11 protein-coding genes and 1 pseudogene are annotated in these 18,285 nt (G+C 60.1%); 6 read left to right on the forward strand and 6 right to left on the reverse strand.

Translation table 11 applies throughout. From position 1 onward, the window contains the following. The first annotated feature begins 2 nt into the window (after nt 1-2). The 4 genes and pseudogenes from AX768_RS21335 to AX768_RS21350 all read left to right on the forward strand — a co-directional run bounded on the left by AX768_RS21335 (nt 3) and on the right by AX768_RS21350 (nt 4,518). A complete protein-coding gene (locus AX768_RS21335; protein ID WP_062002000.1) occupies nt 3-1,400 on the forward strand; it encodes an LLM class flavin-dependent oxidoreductase in 1,398 nt (465 codons plus the stop codon). Between the two features lie 272 nt (nt 1,401-1,672). Continuing rightward, on the forward strand, nt 1,673-3,079 hold the full coding sequence (locus AX768_RS21340; RefSeq protein WP_062002001.1) for a sigma-54 dependent transcriptional regulator: 1,407 nt from the start codon (nt 1,673-1,675) through the stop codon (nt 3,077-3,079). Between the two features lie 336 nt (nt 3,080-3,415). Then, nucleotides 3,416-3,717: pseudogene (locus tag AX768_RS32135) on the forward strand (polysaccharide deacetylase family protein); the annotation flags it as partial. Between the two features lie 75 nt (nt 3,718-3,792). Then, on the forward strand, nt 3,793-4,518 hold the full coding sequence (locus AX768_RS21350) for an SDR family oxidoreductase (RefSeq protein ID WP_062002003.1): 726 nt from the start codon (nt 3,793-3,795) through the stop codon (nt 4,516-4,518). A gap of 26 nt (nt 4,519-4,544) precedes the next feature. On the opposite strand, the gene AX768_RS21355 is transcribed toward AX768_RS21350, so the two are convergent. After that, nucleotides 4,545-5,675, reverse strand: coding sequence for a glycosyltransferase (locus tag AX768_RS21355; protein ID WP_062002004.1), 1,131 nt, complete (start codon nt 5,673-5,675; stop codon nt 4,545-4,547). A gap of 444 nt (nt 5,676-6,119) precedes the next feature. Here AX768_RS21355 and AX768_RS34500 point away from each other — a divergent pair, with 444 nt between their 5' ends. Next, the gene (locus AX768_RS34500; RefSeq protein WP_062002005.1) at nt 6,120-9,305 is read left to right on the forward strand and encodes an autotransporter family protein; all 3,186 of its coding nucleotides are present in this window, start codon (nt 6,120-6,122) and stop codon (nt 9,303-9,305) included. 227 nt (nt 9,306-9,532) lie between these two features. Beyond that, nucleotides 9,533-10,300, forward strand: coding sequence for an SDR family oxidoreductase (locus AX768_RS21365; protein WP_062002006.1), 768 nt, complete (start codon nt 9,533-9,535; stop codon nt 10,298-10,300). Nucleotides 10,301-10,352: 52 nt separating this feature from the next. Here the strand turns inward: AX768_RS21365 and AX768_RS21370 are convergent, their stop codons facing one another. From AX768_RS21370 to AX768_RS21390, 5 genes are all read right to left on the reverse strand, one after another. Next, nucleotides 10,353-12,497 (reverse strand): TonB-dependent receptor, encoded by a 2,145-nt coding sequence (locus AX768_RS21370; protein ID WP_062002007.1) that lies wholly within the window; start codon nt 12,495-12,497, stop codon nt 10,353-10,355. A gap of 513 nt (nt 12,498-13,010) precedes the next feature. Beyond that, nucleotides 13,011-13,220, reverse strand: coding sequence for a hypothetical protein (locus AX768_RS21375; RefSeq protein WP_062002008.1), 210 nt, complete (start codon nt 13,218-13,220; stop codon nt 13,011-13,013). Nucleotides 13,221-13,419: 199 nt separating this feature from the next. Continuing rightward, nucleotides 13,420-14,052, reverse strand: a complete 633-nt coding sequence (locus AX768_RS21380) for a response regulator (RefSeq protein ID WP_062002009.1) — start codon at nt 14,050-14,052, stop codon at nt 13,420-13,422. Beyond that, the gene (locus AX768_RS21385) at nt 14,049-16,085 is read right to left on the reverse strand and encodes a hybrid sensor histidine kinase/response regulator (RefSeq protein WP_062002010.1); all 2,037 of its coding nucleotides are present in this window, start codon (nt 16,083-16,085) and stop codon (nt 14,049-14,051) included. Before AX768_RS21385 ends, AX768_RS21380 begins: the two co-directional genes overlap by 4 nt. Further along, nucleotides 16,082-18,247 (reverse strand): hybrid sensor histidine kinase/response regulator, encoded by a 2,166-nt coding sequence (locus AX768_RS21390; protein ID WP_062002011.1) that lies wholly within the window; start codon nt 18,245-18,247, stop codon nt 16,082-16,084. Before AX768_RS21390 ends, AX768_RS21385 begins: the two co-directional genes overlap by 4 nt. Between the last annotated feature and the right edge of the window lie 38 nt (nt 18,248-18,285).

The raw sequence follows: 18,285 nt of genomic DNA on the forward strand, positions 1-18,285 counted from the left end.
CCGTGAGCAAGAAAAAGATCCTTTTGAACGCATTCGATATGAATTGCGTGGGCCATATCAATCATGGCCTCTGGACGCATCCACGTGACCGCTCGACCGATTACCGCAAGCTTTCATACTGGACCGACCTTGCAAAGCTGCTCGAAAAAGGACTGTTCGATGGCCTCTTCATTGCGGACATAGTCGGCGTCTACGATGTCTATCAGCAATCGGCCGATCTGACCTTGAAAGAGTCGGTCCAGCTTCCCGTCAACGATCCCATGATGCTGGTCTCGGCCATGGCCGCGGTCACGCGCAACCTTGGCTTCGGCATTACGGTGAACCTCACGTACGAAGCGCCCTACCTGCTCGCACGACGTTTCTCCACGCTCGATCATCTGAGCGACGGGAGGATTGGCTGGAACATCGTGACCGGGTACCTGGACAGCGCGGCGCGCGCGATGGGCCTGACCGGGCAGATTGCACACGATGAACGCTATGACCGCGCCGACGAATATCTCGACGTGCTCTACAAGCTCTGGGAAGGAAGCTGGGAAAACGACGCCGTGGTCCGCGATCGTGAAACGCGCGTCTTCGCCGATCCCGCGAAAGTGCACAAGGTGGATCACCACGGACGCTATTACGACGTCGAGGGTTACCACCTTTGCGAACCCTCGCCGCAACGCACGCCGGTGCTCTTCCAGGCGGGATCATCGGGCCGAGGACAGGCATTCGCCACGCGTCATGCGGAGTGCGTGTTTGTATCGAGCCAAAGCAAGCCCGGCACGAAAAAACTCGTCGATGCACTGCGCCAGCAAGCCGCCGATGCCGGCCGCAACCCTGCCGACCTGAAGATCTTCATGGGCATTACCGTCGTGGTCGGCCGCACGCATGCCGAAGCCGAAGCAAAATTTGCCGAATATGCGCACTACGCAAGTCCCGAAGCCGGACTGGCGCATTTCGCGGCGGGAACGGGTACTGACTATTCGATCTTCGATCCCGACGACGAAATCCAGCCGCCGGGCGCTCCGAAGAGCCGCGGCATCGAATCATCCGTGCAGCGCGTAACCGATGGCCAGGCCGGCTGGACCGTGCGGCGTCTGCTCGATCAGTTGAAGCTTGGCGGACGTTATACGACCATCGTGGGCGACCCGGTCGAAGTAGCCGATGCGCTCGAATCCTGGGTGAACGAAGCGGGCGTGGACGGTTTCAACCTGACCCGTACGGTGACGCCGGAGAGCTACGAAGATTTCATCGACCTGGTGATTCCTGAACTTCAGGCCAGGGGCATTTACAAAACCACCTACGCAGACGGCACGTTTCGCGAAAAACTCTTTGGGGGCGCCGCGCATTTACCGCAGGAACACGCGGGTGCATCGTTTCGCAATCTGTCGAAGAAATCCGCCGCATCAGCGGAATAATTCTGTCTCGACGCATCCAGATCCCGGAACCTGCCGTATTCTTTAGACAAGTTCAATTCCACGGGTTTATGGAGGTTTTGGGAAGGGTTTCCCCTGCGACGCGCCTCTAGCCGGAGGCGCGCTTCTTCTTTCAAGTTTCCAAGCAAACAGTCGTTATAAGCAGGAGCACGCGTTTCAACACCGCGTCAACACGCCAATTCGCGAGCGACACAACGCGTGCCACCCATGGTTTTGGTGGCATTATTCGTTGTAACCAACCGGTGTAATTTTTCATGGCAGCGTTTCCGTCGAGTCCCAGGCATCTTTATTACGTAGGCGATCCCTTGACGCTCGAGGTTCGCTCTCTGATGGACGCGCGCGGGTGGACGGTCAGAAATTCCGAATTGGGTCGTGACCTGGAGAGTTTTTCATCGAATGCGAGTGGCGGCCTGCTCGATTTTTCGTCCCGCAACGTCCAGTTGAACTTGCGCCTGGCCGAAACAATGTTGTCGATCAAGACCATCGGCTGGGTTGCGTTGCTTACGCCCATCCAGCTCGATAACGAAACAATCCGCCGCCTCGTGCGCGACTTCTGCTTCGATTACGTCACGCTCCCCGCTTCCGGCGAACGCATCCTGAATGCGCTCGGACATGCTTACGGCATCGCTGCCTTGCACGATGCAGGCTCGCGCAGCGGTGTGGTGGGCGGCACGCACGGCAATGTGAACGCCATGGGCAGCAGCGACGCCGAAGGCGAAATGATCGGCTCGTGCGACGCCATGCTGGCGTTGTTCCGAGCAATCCGCAAGGTCGCCATCACCGACGCGCCGGTTTTCATTTCCGGTGAATCCGGCACTGGCAAGGAACTTACGGCCGCGGCCATTCACCGGCATTCCACGCGGCGCGACCAGCCTTTCGTCGCGATCAATTGCGGCGCGATCCCCACGCATCTGCTGCAGTCCGAGTTGTTCGGCTACGAACGCGGCGCGTTCACGGGCGCGAACCAGCGCAAGATCGGCCGTGTGGAAGCGGCGAATGGCGGTACGCTTTTCCTCGATGAAATTGGCGACCTGCCGCTCGAAAGCCAGGCAAGCCTGCTGCGCTTCCTGCAGGAGCGCAAGGTCGAACGACTGGGCGGGCACGGCTCGACCTCTGTCGATGTCCGCATCATTTCCGCCACGCACGTCGAGATGCAGACGGCCATGGTCGAAGGCCGGTTTCGCGCCGACTTGTACCATCGTCTATGCGTGCTTCAAATCGATGAACCGCCGCTACGGGCTCGCGGCAAGGACATCGAATTGCTCGCGAAACACATGCTCGAGCGCTACAAGAAAGACGCGCATCGGCCGCTGCGCGGTTTCGCACCTGATGCCATTGCCGCGCTGCATAACTATTCGTGGCCGGGCAATGTGCGCGAGTTGATCAACCGGGTAAGGCGCGCGATCGTCATGGCCGAGGGACGCCTGATCGGCGCGCATGATCTGGAGCTTGGCGAATTCGCCGAACCGGCCCCTACGTCGCTTGCGCAAGCACGCGAAGCCGGAGAACGGCAGGCGATCGAAATGGCGTTGCTCAGGAATCGCGGACGTCTAGGCGAAGCCGCCAAGGAACTCGGCGTCTCACGCGTGACCCTGTACCGGATCCTGTCGGCGTACAGCATGCGCGATGCGACGACATCGCCGGGCGTGGATGTTGATTAGAAACCCGCTGGTCGTCAGTCCGGCCAGCGTGTCCTGACGTTCATCGCGGACGACCATTGGAGAGAACAAAAGTCTCTGCATTGCGCGATCGCCTGATAGGCCCACCCAATCACCAGAACGAGTAACAGCCCGCCCAGCTTTTCGTCGTTGTGCATTTCATCCCCCGGTTGTTTTCAACGGCCTGTCCTCGCAGGCATAACCATAAGCATACTTACTAATTCTTATCGCTCTGTTCGCTAGCGCTCAAGAAAACGTCCATCTTTTGCACAGCGTCGTTCAAGCCTTTCCCCAGCGCCATGCGTCACGCAACCGTTCCCGCAAATAGTCGATGAATCCCCGCACCCGCTGCGCAATGACGACATCCTGCTGGTCGAGGGACGTACTATTCGCCCGATAAATTCCTTGAACAGATCAAGCTCGACTTCGATCAGCTTTACGACGAAGCCGGTACGCGTCGCCGCATGATGTCCGTGAGCGCGCACGACCGGATCAGCGGTTCGCCGCAAATGGTCCGGGTGTGGGATGAGTTCCTGCGTTATGCGAAGAGCCGGCCCGATGTCGCGTTCATGCGCAAGGACGACATTGCGCGGTACGTGCTGCAAAGTCCCCTCACGCTGCGTGAGACGGAAACCATCTGATCGAACCTGGCCGCAGCCTTCCGGCGTTTTAATTCCGGGGCTGCAGTTCAGGGGCTGCAATAAAGGAGTCTGAGAATGAATACATTTGCATCGAAGAACGTATTGATCGTCGGCGGAAGTTCGGGCATTGGCGCCGCCACCGCGAAAGCCTTCGCCGAACTCGGGGCGCACGTGACGATTGCCTCGCGTAACCAGGAAAAGCTGGACGCAAGCGCGGCGGAGATCAAATCGAGTATGGGATCAACCGTGGACACGGCTGTATTGGATACCGGCGACGAAACCGCCGTTGAACGTTTCTTTGCGGAGACGGGACCGTTCGATCACGTGGTGGTATCGGCGGCTCAAACGCCGGGCGGTCCTGCACGCACGCTCGCACTTGCCGATGCCTACGCTGCCATGGACAGCAAGTTCTGGGGCGCATATCGCGTCGCACGTGCCGCGAAAATCACCGACGGCGGTTCGCTCACGCTTATCTCTGGCTTCCTGAGCGTGCGGCCAAGCAAGAGTTCGGTGCTGCAAGGCGCGATCAACGCCGCGCTGGAGGCGCTGGCGCGCGGCCTTGCGCTGGAGTTGTCGCCGGTGCGGGTGAACGCGGTATCGCCGGGGATGATCGCCACGCCATTGTGGTCGAAGCTCAGCGACGAAGCACGCCAGAGCATGTTCGATAACGCCGCCGCCCGCTTGCCCGCACGCCGTGTGGGGCAACCGGAGGACATCGCCAATGCCGTAATCTACCTTGCGAGCACAGCGTATGCGACCGGATCGACCGTGCTCGTGGATGGCGGCGGAGCGATTGCGTAGGATTTCGAATCAATCATATGTTCCGGCTATGCCCGGGCCATTGGCGTGACGCTTTCACGCATTGCGGCGTCGCGCAGCATCTGATGCGTGAGCGTGACATGCTGACGCGCGTATCCACGCGTGGTCAGTTCCTTCGATGTCAACTCCTGCTGCGCGCGGCGGATGCGTTCTGTCGTGCCTTCGGGATCGGCGCCTAAAGCGGCAACGGTTTCGCGAAGACTGCGCGGATCGTGGACCGGGACATATGAAACGGCATCGTGCGAGAAGTAGTCGGTGAGCCCGCCGATGTCCGTGGCAACCACCACCTTCCCGGCCATCACGCCTTCCAGCACCACCGTGATCCCCGATGCATGATGATTTGGATGCAACGGCACCACGATCACATCGGCCCATTCATAAAGCTTGCGCTGTTCTTCGATACCCGATACCGGCGCCACCACGACGTTATCCGCCGCGCTTGGACGCGAGACCTTGCGCTGCGTTGCAAGCCGTGCCGAGAAACGCGCGTCGTTCTCGAAGGCTTCCATGAACGTCTGCCAGTCGCGATCCCGGTCATTGCCTATCGCGGCAACGCGCAAGGGTTCGTGCGGACGCCACTGCGACACCGGTTGCATGGGGAAGTCGTCCGTGCTGATGCCGTAGAGCACGACCGTTGCTTCGCGGTTCCAGAATTGCTTGACGAGCGCGGCGTTATCCGTGGTGAGCGTCGTGAGCAGATCAGCACGGTTGAGCAGCTTCTTGTAGATGGCGCGCTTGAATCCGCTTAGAGACTTCCATACGTCGAGCAACCAGACGCTTTGGGCAAGCAGCAGGGGCTTGGGTCCACGCTTGAGCATCAGCAACAGCGCAGCGGACAGATACTCGCGTTCCGTATGCGTCCAGACAACATCGGACTCGAGCAACGCTGCACGATTGCGAAACGTATGAATCAGGTCACAGCCAAACAGCGCCTTCAGGCCGCGGCGGATGGAGCGCATCGCGCGACCTTCGGGATGATCCTGCGAATACGAAACGGCCACGGATTCAGACTCGGCGTAGTGATAACCGTACAGGCAACCGACGTTGTCATCCTTGCGATAACGGCTCGGATCGACACCGTAATACAAATGAACGTGGACCTTCGTCGGCACGCTCGCCACAGTGCTCTTCGATCCCATCTATCCCCCGAATAAAAACGCCTGGCCTGAACGTCGAAACGCTGGCTACGCTGAAAAACGCATCGTACAGGGACCATGTGCATCGTCCAGCACGACGTGCGATGCAACGTAGGATAGACCACACATCACAACGCCAGCCTCGTCTTGTGTTCGGCAACGCGCAAACAAGACGATGAGATTCTGCTAATGGCAATGCGCGCATTGCATCGACACTGACGTGTAAGGCGCAGACCGTCTCGCTCGTTCCCGAGCCCGTACCCGTCACTCGATTTGACACTGCCTGACACTTATCACGCGCCTATTTGTTTCGCTATAAGCGGCACGGCACACAGCATCCATCGTTGGTTTACTTTTGAAGCACAACTGTTCGCCTTACAACATTCACTGCATGACCCCCGTTGATAAATTCCGCTCGCATTCAAATAACAAACACCGGGGCGTACCATGTCAAATCCTGTTCGTACGCGAGCGATCTCGCTTGCACCGTCGTTGCTGCTCATTCCGTTTCTTCTCAACCCGATTGCTGCGGCAGCCGCGTGCGCAGTGAATGGTCAATACACTGTTTGCAGTGCCGGCTCGCCAGAGACAACGACGATCGGTACGGGCAATGCGCCGGGTAACGACGACCGCACAGTCGTCGTCAGGAAGGGTGCGCTCATCAATACACAAGACGCATCGGCAATCAGTCTCGCCGACCGCGCCAACATCACCGTGAAGTCCGGCGGCACCGTCAGCAACCATGCAGTCGAGTTGCACGGTTTCTACGGCACGGGCACCAACACCATCGAGTTCCAGAACAACGGCACACTGACGGTCGAAGCCGGCGGCAAGGTGCTGTCCAAAGGCACTGAAGACATTGCGGAAGCCGTGAACCTGCAGGGTACGGGCAACGTCATCACGAACAGCGGCCTGATTCAGGCAAAGAACGCCGCGGCCATCTGGTTTCAGAACACGTCGGGCAGCAACACGGTCATCAACACGCAGACGGGCGTGATCGAAGCGCCTGTGAACGCGATCGGATCGAGCGGCGACGGCGCTGTCGATTTCACGAACAAAGGCAAGGTGATCGGCAACCTCCTGTTCTCGGGCGGCGATGACACCATGCGCATCTACACCGGCTCGACGGTGCAAGGCAGCGTCGACGGCGGCACGGGCAACAACCAGTTGATCCTGAGCGGCGCCGGCACCGGAACGCTCGACACATCGGTGAGCGGGTACATTGCCGGCTTCCAGACGCTCATCAAGGACGATACCGGCACATGGACGCTCAACGGCATCCTGCCCGACGTGCAGACGGCGGAAGTCGCGAACGGCAAGCTGATCCTGACCGGCGACAACAGCGCTTACGCAGGACAGTTCACCGTCGACGCCCCCGGCACGCTCGAAGCGCGCGCGCAAAGCCTGCCGTCGGCGATCACGGACAACGGGCTCGTGCGTTTCGCACAGACCGACGATGGCACGTATGCGGGCTTGCTGAGCGGCACGGGTTCCATCGAGAAAACCGGCGCCGGTACATTGACGCTGGCGCCGACGGCGCCCGGCGGCAACACGTATTCAGGCGGCACGTTGATCACGCAAGGCACGGTTAACATCAGTGCCGATAACGCATTGGGTGCTCCCGCCGGCGGCGTGACATTCAACGGCGGCACGCTGCAGCTCGGCAACAATCTCGACCTCGCGGCCACCCGTGCAATCACGATCGGCACGAACGGCGGGACCATCGACACGCAGCAGTTTTCGTCGACCCTTTCGCAGGCTGTAACCGGCTCAGGCGCATTGACGAAGCTGGGCAGCGGCATGCTCACGATGAACGGCGCAAGCACCTATGGCGACACGAACGTGCTTGGCGGCACCCTTGCAGTCGGCGACGCGCAACACGCGAGCGCGACGATCGGCTCAGGCACGACGACCGTTGCCGACGGCGCGACACTCGGCGGCTTCGGCACGGTCCTGGGCTCGGTGAACAACTCGGGCACGATCGCGGTCGCAAATGCGTTGCCGGCTTTCTCGGCAAGCTCGACGGGCTCGTTCCTGATCCAGGGCAACCTCACGAACAACGCAACGATCAACCTCGCGGCTGCATCCGGCACGACAGGCAATGTGCTGAACGTCAGCGGCAATTACGTGGGCAACAACGCGAAGTTGATCGTCAACACGGTGATGAACGAAGGCGGCGCAGCATCGAACCAGTTCACGGACAAGCTCGTGATTGGCGGCAACGCAAGCGGCGATACAACCGTGATCGTGAAGCCGACCGGCCTTGGCGCGCTGACCGTTGGCGACGGTATCAAGGTTGTGCAGGTGAATGGCACGGCGGCATCCGGAACGTTCCACATGACCGCGCCGGTTCAGGCGGGCGCGTATGAGTACCTGCTGTACCAAGGCGGATCGGGACGGCCGAGCGACTTCTACCTGCGTTCATCGCTGGAGAATCCGCCGGTCACGCCGCCTGTCACACCTCCGGTGACGCCGCCTGTAACGCCGCCCGTGACGCCTCCGGTTACAACGCCGCCCGTTACGACGCCCCCGGTTACAACAACGCCTCCGGCAACAACGCCGCCGGCGACGACACCGCCGGTTACGACCACGCCCGCTTCCCCTAACGACGTCGCAGTGATCGGCGGCACGGGCACGACGCCCACGCCGTCCGCTCCGATTGCGTATCGTCCGGCCGTCATCGGATATGCGCTGACACCGTCGCTGAACATCGACTACGGCTTCGCGATCCTGAGCCGTCTGCATGAGCGCGTGGGTGACATCGCCAATCTCGAGAAAGCACAAGGCACGCACGACAACGGCGTGTGGGGACGCATCGGTGGCCAGAACCTCGATGCCAATTCGGGCGACCGTTTCTCCGCCGATGAACGCACGTTCTTCGCGCAGTTCGGCAAGGACTGGACGTTGGCTTCGAACCCGGCAGGCGGCAGCACGCACGCCGGCGTGACGCTGACGATCGGCTCGACCTCGGCCACGTTCGAAGACAGCGCGCGCAGCCTGAACCCGACGCTCGGTACGGGGACCGGTTCAGTGGAAACGCAAGCACAATCGCTCGGCGGCTACTGGACGAAGTACCTGAAGGACGGCAGCTATTTCGACGCCGTCGCGCAACTGACCCACTATCGCAACAAGTACGGCGATGTCTACGGCGGCGGCGCTTCGCAGAACGGCTACGGCACGGGTCTTTCTGGCGAAGTTGGCAAGCCGTTCCTGATCGGCTCGACGACGATTGCGATCGAACCGCAGGCGCAGTTGATGTATCAGTACCTGCATTTGAATGGTTTCAACGATGGCATCTCGCCGGTAGGCAGCACATCGAGCAACGCGCTGCGCGGCCGCGCCGGGTTCCGCATCTTCAAGGCGAACCTGACCAACGACACGAAGACGGGTGCATTGACGCCTTACTTCACGGCCGACGTGCTGCGCGATTTCCTGACTCCGGGCAACACGACGGTCGACGGATCGACCTTCAACGGTGCGTTCTCGAAGACGTGGTACGAACTCGGCGTGGGACTGACCACGAGCATGGGCAAGTCGTCGGAGATGTATGCCAACGTGAAGTACTCGCGCAACATTGGCGGGGATTATCGCCGGGGTGTGTTTGGTCAGGTCGGGTACAAGTTCAGCTGGTAAGAACAACTGCAGGACCTGAGCTTTGAGCGGGGGAATGACGAACACCAGGTTCGTCATTCCCTCATTTTTTTGGCGGTCGTTTGTGGCGCTTGATGATTCCACGAAACCGATTCTTGCCCAAGCCCTGCAGCAATGTGAAAATAAAGCGATCATCTGCCTGTGTGCGACACCTTACGTTTTCCCTTTCGCCAATCAATAAACAGAGACCCACTCAGGAGAACATCGCCGTGAACTCAGAACCCGACCGTCGCGCCCGCATCGCCATTGTCACCGGCGCCGGAGCCGGCATTGGCCGCGCTGCATCGCTTGCTTTGCTACAGGACGGCTGGACCGTGGTGGCCGCGGGACGCCGTATCGAACCGCTCGAACAACTTGCCAGCGACGCGCCTGAAGGCAGCCGCGTGCTGCCCTGCCCCTGCGACGTGGCGGATCCAGAAGCCGTGAAGAAACTGTTCGCCACGGCGGTCGACACCTATGGCCGCGTCGATTTGCTCTTCAACAACGCGGGCGTATCGAACCCGCCGGGACCGTTCGAGGACTGGACCGTCGAGCAATGGAAATCGGTCATCGATATCAATCTCAACGGCATGTTCTATTGCATCCAGCAAGCGTTTCGCGTGATGCGCGCGCAAACGCCAATGGGCGGCCGGATCATCAACAACGGTTCGATATCCGCGACATCGCCGCGGCCGAATTCCATTGCATACACCGCGACCAAACACGCCGTTGAAGGCATGACGAAGTCCGCCTCGCTCGATGGCCGGAAGTACGACATTGCAGTGGGCCAGATTGATATTGGCAATGCGCAGACCGATCTCGCCGCGCGCATGGCGAAGGGTGTGCCGCAGGCAAATGGAGAAATTGCCGCTGAGCCGATGCTCGATGTGAACATTGTCGGGCAATCCGTGCGTTATATGGCGAGCTTGCCGCTGGAAGCAAACATTCTGTTTCACACGGTCATGCCGGCGAAGATGCCCTTCGTGGGCCGAGGATAAACAAGCGCGCAAAAAGCGGCGGCGCGATGCATCGCGCTGCCGCTTCGAACGATTACATCCGCCAGCGCGCCGACACCGTGAAGGTGCGCGGATCGCCTGGCATGTTGCTCATGTCCGCGTTGCCGTGCGCGGAGATGAAGTAGTTGCGGTTGAAGAGGTTATCGAGCGTCAACGTGACGTCGACCTTCTTGCCGTGATAACCGGCGCCAAGGTCGAAGGTCACGAAGGACGGTAACGTGACCAGGTCGCTTGCCGACGTGAAGCGCGCCGACTGGAACTGGCTGCCGCCCGCTACGTAAAAGCCGTAAGGCAGATCGCGCTTGATCCAGATGCTCGCGCTATGCCGCGGGGAGAGACCGGGCGTGCTGTCGTGCAACGAGATGCCTGCAGCGGTTGCCTGCGGCGAACCCTGCACGTTCCCGTTCAAATAGGTATAGCCGCCGAACACGGACCACTTCGGCGCGACCTCCCCCGCAAACGACAACTCCACACCGCGCGAATGCTGCGTGCCGATAGGCAGCGAGAACGACGGATTCGTCGGATCGGCGATCTGCTGGTTGGTCTGCTTCATGTCGAACAACGCGACGCTCGCGCTCGCGTGTCCGCCGAGGTCTAACTTCGAACCCACTTCGAAGCTCGTGGTCTTTTGCGGCTCGAGCGTGGACGCATTAGCGACCACGCCGTTGCTGATGAGCGTATCCGCCAGCGGCGAGAACGACTGGCTATATGTGCCATACAACGTCACCCACTCCAGCGGCTCGTACATCAAGCCCACCCGCGGGCTCCACGCACGATCCGTACGCGCGAGGTTCACGCCCGCTGCCGTATAGTCGCGGCGCGTCTGGTCGATGTAGTCAAAGCGCAGTCCGGCAAGCACTTTCCAGTGCTCGGTGAGTGAGATCAGGTCTTGCGCATACAGCCCGGCAAGGCCAATTACCGTCGAGCCATTGGTGCTCGCAAGGGTACCGGGCTTGATGCCGGGAAGATCGATTTGTTGCGGGTTGAAGAGGTTGTAAGTCGCGACGTTCTTGTTCGTATAGATGGTGTCGAACTTTTGCTGTTGCGATAATTCCAGGCCATACAAGACCTCGTTTTTCATGCCGAACAGCGTGGCTTTCTGCGTGAGTTCGAACATGCCGTCAACGCCATGATCGTTGCGAAAACGCGTCGACTCGTCGAGCGTCACGACCGGATTCGCGGCTGTCTTGATCGGTTCGTAGTTGACGTAGTTCTTGCGCTCGAGCGAGAAGTCATACGTGCGTACGGCTGCATGGAATGACAGCGAGTCGTTGAAGCGGTGGTCCAGCGACGCCGTCGCGCTTTCCACCGTGATGTCGTTATACGACGTGTTCGCAGCATTCGCCGAGCCATAGTACGTGTTGTGCGGCACGTCGACCGGCCGCCCGAGATAAGCGGGCAGGCCCTGGTCCGAGGTTCGGCGGTCATGCAGGTAATCGGCTTCGAGATTGAGCGTGGTGTTGGCATCGAGCTTGAATTGAGCCGACGGCGCTATCGCCTGGCGGTTTAACTGGAACTGATCGCGAAAGCTGTTGGAGTTCTCGCCAGCGCCCGTTATGCGGAAACGTGCTGCGTCGTTGGCATTCAGTCCAATATCGAATTCGCCACGACGTTCGCCCTCGGTTCCAAGCGACACACCGACTTCCTGCTGCGGATCGGCTTCGGGTTTCTTCAGCGTCCGGTTGATCAGCCCGCCTGCCGAACCGCGCCCGTACAGCACCGCAGCGGGTCCCTTCAAGACCTCCACGCTCTGCACGTTGGAGAGGTCGCGGTAGTACAGCGAGTCGTCGCGAATGCCATCGACGTATTGGTCCGTGATGCTGCTGAACCCGCGAATCGTGACTTGATCACGCTGCCCGTCGCCGACCGAGAAGCCCACGCCGGGTACGTTGCGCAACGCCTGCTGAATCGAGGTGGCGTTCTGTTCTTCGATGAGCACGCGCGGCACCACGGTGACAGTTTGCGGCACATCCATGAGCGAGGTGCTGGTTTTGGTCGCGGTCTTCGAGCGGCTCGTATCGTAGGTCGTGCGGTCCGTCTGCGCGTTGATATTGATCGCCGGCAACGTGGACGCTGGCGCGGGCGCGGCGGCCGGCGTCTCTTGCGCCAGCACAGGGCGCGCGCCGGCAAGCGAGGTGGCAATGACGAGTGCGCGACAAGCTTTCTTCTTGATAGACATGGAAAGGTTCGTAGGGTTGAAGACGATAAAGCGACAGGAACGCAAGTACAAAACGAGCCGCAGTTACCACGAACCACCATGCGTTTCGAGAAGACACGACATCGGCTGCCGTGGAACGGCATTCGATGTGGGGAGGAGGAGGTGCTTTGGCGGCGCGGGAGTCGCAGAGCGCCCGCACGCCGATCAAGCCGATATGTTTCGGCCTGTCATTTTTCGAAAGAAAGAATAATAACCGCGATGAATAGAATGCCGCGCATACCCTAAGTTGGCTTAGGGCTTTTAATGAAATTTTGCGAGGCAACGAAGCATCGGGCTATTTTTATTACCGCTTTGTAATTTAAAGATATACAAACGAAAGTTTATCGATCCTGTTTTTGAACGATTTGGCGCTTTAACAGAACCGCAGAACCGAGGCGAAAAAAAAGCGCCATGCGGACATGGCGCTCTAAAATTCTAGCTTCCGAGGGATGGGCTAGAACTGAGAGACGGTCAGGGATTGGACTACACGCACACTCAGTGCATGACGCCGAAAAACGCCAGTACGGCATCGTCCGGGCTCAAGCCCACTTCAAAATAACCTTGCAAACGCTCGGCGGTCGGATCATCCAGCCGGAATGGCGGCCGGATGAATTTCGCGGCGACGGAGCGGTCGTACCAAAGACTTATCCACTCCTTCAAATCGACCAGCATCAACTCTTCAGCCACTCCGGATCGATCGGCCATAGGATCTCCGCAACTCAACCAGGCGAACATCGGGAATGAAACGGAAATACAGCGCTGGAACGCGTTTCAGATGGACGCATCGTTTCATACAGCTTCATATTAATTATTCGGCCTCGATTTGCCAGTCGGCGGAAGCGGATTTTCCCCTAGGCGGTTCCTGATTCTCCTATCAGGATTTCCTGACACGGCGAATCAATCGCTATTCGGTCACCAAACCGTGCCTCACAGCATATCGGATCATTTCCGAGTTGTTGTTGAGGCCGAGCTTCTGCATGAGCCGCATCTTGTGTGTGCTGATGGTCTTGGCGCTGAGCGAGAGGGCGTCGGCAATATCGTTGATGCTGCTGCCCGCAGCCAGCATCCGTAACACCTGGAATTCGCGGTCCGACAGGATCTCGTGCGGTGGCCCGTCGTTCGATGGGGCATCGAAAACGATTGCATCCACGAGTTTCGGATCAATGAAACGTCCGCCCGCAGCGAGCTTGCGAATGGCCGCAAGCAGCACTTCGAGATCGCTGTCCTTCGTGACATAACCCGTTGCGCCCGCACGCAACGCGCGCGAAACGACCTGCCCTTCGTTGTGAATGCTCAGCACGAGAATGGGAAGCGCCGGCTGCTCGGCCCGCACACGCCGGATCAGGTCCACGCCGCTGATGCCGGGCATGGTCATGTCGAGCATCAGCAGATCGACGTGGCAGGCACGCAGCTTGTCCACTACATCGGCGCCGTGCGCTGCTTCGCCCACCACCTGGATGTCGGTCGTGGTCGCAACGATCTGCTTGAGTCCGCTGCGTACGATTGCGTGGTCATCGGCTATGAAAATACTGATCATTGTTCCCGTCCGCCGTCGAGCGGTAAGTGAATCGACACCATGGTTCCCGCGCCCGGCGCGCTGTCTATCTGCAATGTCCCGCCGATCAGTCTCGCGCGTTCGCTCATGCCGAGCAGGCCATACGAGTAACCGCCTTGCGCGGAATCAGCGTCGAAGCCCTTGCCGTCATCGCTTACGCGCAGATCGAGCGCGACATCGCTGCTCACCAGCGTTACGGTCACGCGAGACGCCTCCGCATGCCGCGATACGTTCGTCAGCGACTCCTGTACGATGCGAAATACGGCGGTGGAAAACGCATCGGCAAGCACGGGTTCGCCACCGCGCACGACGAGCTGGCATGGCATGCCGTTACGCCGTGCGAAGTCCTCGGCGAGCCATTCGAGCGCCGAGACTACGCCGAAATTGAGCGCAGCAGGCCGCAAATGACTCGCGACATTGCGCACCATCCAGATCGTCTTTTCGACCAGTTCGCGGATGTCGTCGATCTTGCGCGTGGCTTCAGGATCGGTGTTTGCCTTGACGTTCGCATCACCCACAAGGCGCATCTTCAGCAGCGCAACATCCATCTTCAGCGCGGTCAGGACCTGTCCGAGTTCGTCGTGGATTTCCATGGCGATGCGCCGTCTTTCCTCTTCGCGGATCGCTTCGAGATAGGCCGACAATTCGCGCAACCGCTCCCGTGACGCAAGCAGTTCTTCCTCGGTCCGCTTGTGCTCGGTGATGTCCTGAACGGTCCCCACGATACCCCACGGGCTTCCCTCATCGGCCTGCATATGTTCCGCTTGCAGCCGCACGATCCGCGTGGCGCCATCGGGTCCGACGATACGATGATCGATACCAAACGGCTTCCCCGTGCACATCAGCACGCGCACCGCCCGCCTGAAAGCGGCATGGTCGTCGGGATGAACCGCTGCAAGATAAGCGCTGTAGCACGGTTTGACCTGTGAGCAGACAACACCGAGAATCCGGTAAATTTCCGACGACCAGTGCGTGACCCCTTGCGCGCTGTCCCACGCCCAGTCGCCCAGGCGCGCAAGGCGCTGCGCGTTCGCGAGACTCGCCTCGCTTGCGCGCAGTTTTTCGTCGGCTGCTTTGCGCGCGGTGATGTCGTAGAGGCCTACATAGATGGCGGGAACGTCGTCGTAGGTTGCAACGCGGGCATTCGCCACGGCCCAGAACGATGTGCCATCAGGGCGCCTGAAGCGCAGTTCAGTGTTATGCAGGTTGCCCTCGCTGCGCAATTTGCGAACAACCGGATCGCGCTCACCCGGCGCTCCATAAAAGTCGACGATATTGCCCGTTGCCTGCGCCTCATCGAATGAAAAGAGCCTTCGAAAAGGCTGGTTCATGTAAAGAATTTCGCCTTGCGGCATGGACGTGATGCACAACGGCACCGGACTCGTTTCAACGATCGCACGAAAGCGCGCTTCGCTTTGTTTGAGCCGTGCCTCGACGCCTCTACGTTCGATGATCTCGAGATTCAGGCTCAGGTTGGCCCGCGCAAGTTCCTCGGTTCGCTGTGCGACGCGGGCCTCCAGCTCATCGCGTGCTTCGCATAGCTTGCGCTCGGTTTCCTGACGCACCGCTATCTCATGCTGCAATTGCAGGTTGCGCGTGACGAGTTGTCGCTGCAACGTGCGCAATGACAGATGCGTGCCAATGCGCGCAACCACTTCATCGACGCGAATGGGTTTCGTGACGTAATCCACGCCGCCCGCCGCGAGCCCTTCCACGACATCGGCGGCTGCCGACATGGACGTCATGAAGATCACGGGAATCTCGTTCGTATCGCTGTCCGCTTTCAGGCGCCGGCAAGTTTCATAGCCATCGATGCCGGGCATCTTCACATCGAGCAGGATCAGGTCCGGTTGCGAGAACGCCGCGCGTTCCAGCGCCTCCAGTCCGTCTAGTGCAACCAGCACGCGATACCCCTGGTCTTCCAGACTCTCGACCATGATGCTCAGGTTCGCCGGCATGTCGTCCACGATCAGGACCGCGGGCGCCTCGACCGCAACTGTTGCCGTATCGCTCATGACGCGTGTCTCCCTTCAAGATGCTGTTCCACGAACTGCACGATTGCCTTTGTCCGATACCCCTTCGCCAGCGCGCGCAGCTCTGCTGCAAACGCGCCGTAACGGGCGTCCAGATGCGTGATGCGTTCGGCCCATAGCACGATTTCACGCATGTTCCCTTGCCGCGCCAGGCGATGCAACACTTCGAGTTCATCAAGCGGCAAAGGAATATATGGCATTGGCGCGCTAAAGGTCTCAGACGGCTCGATAATCGCCGTTGGCGCATGGATCCATTCAATCGACGTCACCGACGCGATCTTGTGCAGCAGCGTGTCCAGATGAAGCGGCTTGACGATAAACGCATTCGCGCCCGCAGCGAGGCTGCGTGGTTCGTCGCCGCCGGAAGGACTTGCGGACATCGCGATTACCGGGACCTCGCTCATTCCCGGCATGAGACGCAGGCGATGAATGGTCTGCAGCCCGTCCAGGCCGCCCATGATCACGTCGGTGAGAACCAGGTCCGGGGTGGTCCGCCGGGCGATCTCGACCGCCTCCGCGCCGCTTTCCGCTTCGAGCACCGCGAAACCGATGTGCCCCAGCATGACGGCGGCCACCGCGCGATTCGTGGGCGCATCATCGATCACGAGCACCGTTCTGCGCGCGCCCGCGTAGCCCGTGATCACCCGCGCGGGCACCGTCGGCGATTGCACGACAAGCCAAGCCGGCGTGGCCGCATCGAGTTCAAACCAGAACGTGCTGCCCTCTCCCTTGCGGCTCTCGACGATGATTTCGCTGCCCATCGCGCGCATGAGTTGCCGGCTGATGCCAAGACCAAGCCCCGCGCCGCCACGCTGCCGTTGTTCGTCGCCGCTTTGCTCGAAGGGCTCGAAGATCAGCTCGCGTTGCGCTTCATCGATACCCATGCCCGTATCCTCCACCGTGAATCGAACACGGCCATCCACGAGCGTTGCCACGCGCAAACTCACGCTGCCGTGGTCGGTGAACTTCACCGCGTTGGCGAGCAAATTAAGCAAGACCTGGCGCAGCCGCCGTTCATCGGCACGTACAGCCTCGGGCACACCCCGCGCGGCATTGCAGACGAATACCAGGTCTTTCTGCTCCGCCTTCACGCCGATGATCTCGCGAATATCGTTGAGCAAACCCGCAAGCGGCACGGCGACGATATCGAAGGGCACCTTCCCCGCCTCGATCCTCGCGATGTCCAGGACGTCGTTGATCAGCGCCAGCAGATGTTCGCCGCTGCGCTGGATCACGCCGAGTCCATCGCGCTGGCGCTCATTCAAGGCCGGATCGCGGCTCAGCACCTGCGCGTAACCAAGAATGCCGTTGAGCGGCGTGCGCAATTCGTGACTCATGTTGGCGATGAACTCGGACTTCGCACGATTCGCCGCTTCCGCTGCATGCCGCGCTTCGCGGCCTTCGGCGGCTTCGCGTTCATCGATATACGCACGATAAAGCCGTGCCGACATCGCATCGAACGATGCCACCACGCGCTCGAGTTCGTCCGGATGACGCGGCGGTTTGCGTTGCAACGCAAAGGCTTGCGGCGCCTGCCGGAAGTCGTAGCTCTCCACGCGCCGCGCCACCGCCGCGAGATGCCGCGTCACGAGACGCGAAAAAATATAGAACGTGAAGAGCGTGACGATGAACGTGTTCGCCGCCTGGCTCAGCAAGATGACCAGCGCGGTTTTATACAGCTCGCGGTACAGGTTAGTGAGCGTCGCCTCCACTTTCAACGTGCCGATCATTTCCTCGTGACCTTGAATCCGATACACGACAGGGAAGCTCCGCACGATCACCGGCCCGAGTGTACGTTCGCCGGCGGCGACGACCATGGAGGTATCGCTCGCGATGATCTCGGTGACTTCGGCAATCCGGATATCGGGCAGACGGAGAATGCCGTCGAGCTGCAGCTCGAGTTGCGGGCGATCGAGACGCCAGAGCGCTTCGCCCAGGCTGCCGCGATAACTCTCGTTGATCTGCGCGAGCCTGCTTTCGATCAGCGCCATGCCCCGGTCATAGTCGCGATAAAGCTGCAGCGCCGTGAGCATCAACGTCACCATGCAGCTAAACAGAAAAACCGTTGCGAGCAGGCGCAGGACAACACTGCTGCGGTGGCGCTCGACTGAATCCCACAGTCCGCCAAACGTGTTAAGCGCCATATTTTTCCGGACCCGGCTAAGTTCTCGACTTGCGTATT

Source organism: Burkholderia sp. PAMC 28687 (assembly GCF_001577465.1).
Lineage (GTDB): Bacteria > Pseudomonadota > Gammaproteobacteria > Burkholderiales > Burkholderiaceae > Caballeronia.

What these genes read in the sequence shown, in the direction of transcription:
- AX768_RS21340 (WP_062002001.1), top strand. Translation starts at nt 1,673, where the DNA reads ATGGCAGCGTTTCCGTCGAGTCCCAGGCATCTTTATTACGTAGGCGAT.
- AX768_RS21350 (WP_062002003.1), top strand. Translation starts at nt 3,793, where the DNA reads ATGAATACATTTGCATCGAAGAACGTATTGATCGTCGGCGGAAGTTCG.
- AX768_RS21355 (WP_062002004.1), bottom strand. Translation starts at nt 5,675, where the DNA reads ATGGGATCGAAGAGCACTGTGGCGAGCGTGCCGACGAAGGTCCACGTT.
- AX768_RS34500 (WP_062002005.1), top strand. Translation starts at nt 6,120, where the DNA reads ATGTCAAATCCTGTTCGTACGCGAGCGATCTCGCTTGCACCGTCGTTG.
- AX768_RS21370 (WP_062002007.1), bottom strand. Translation starts at nt 12,497, where the DNA reads ATGTCTATCAAGAAGAAAGCTTGTCGCGCACTCGTCATTGCCACCTCG.
- AX768_RS21375 (WP_062002008.1), bottom strand. Translation starts at nt 13,220, where the DNA reads ATGGCCGATCGATCCGGAGTGGCTGAAGAGTTGATGCTGGTCGATTTG.
- AX768_RS21380 (WP_062002009.1), bottom strand. Translation starts at nt 14,052, where the DNA reads ATGATCAGTATTTTCATAGCCGATGACCACGCAATCGTACGCAGCGGA.
- AX768_RS21385 (WP_062002010.1), bottom strand. Translation starts at nt 16,085, where the DNA reads ATGAGCGATACGGCAACAGTTGCGGTCGAGGCGCCCGCGGTCCTGATC.
- AX768_RS21390 (WP_062002011.1), bottom strand. Translation starts at nt 18,247, where the DNA reads ATGGCGCTTAACACGTTTGGCGGACTGTGGGATTCAGTCGAGCGCCAC.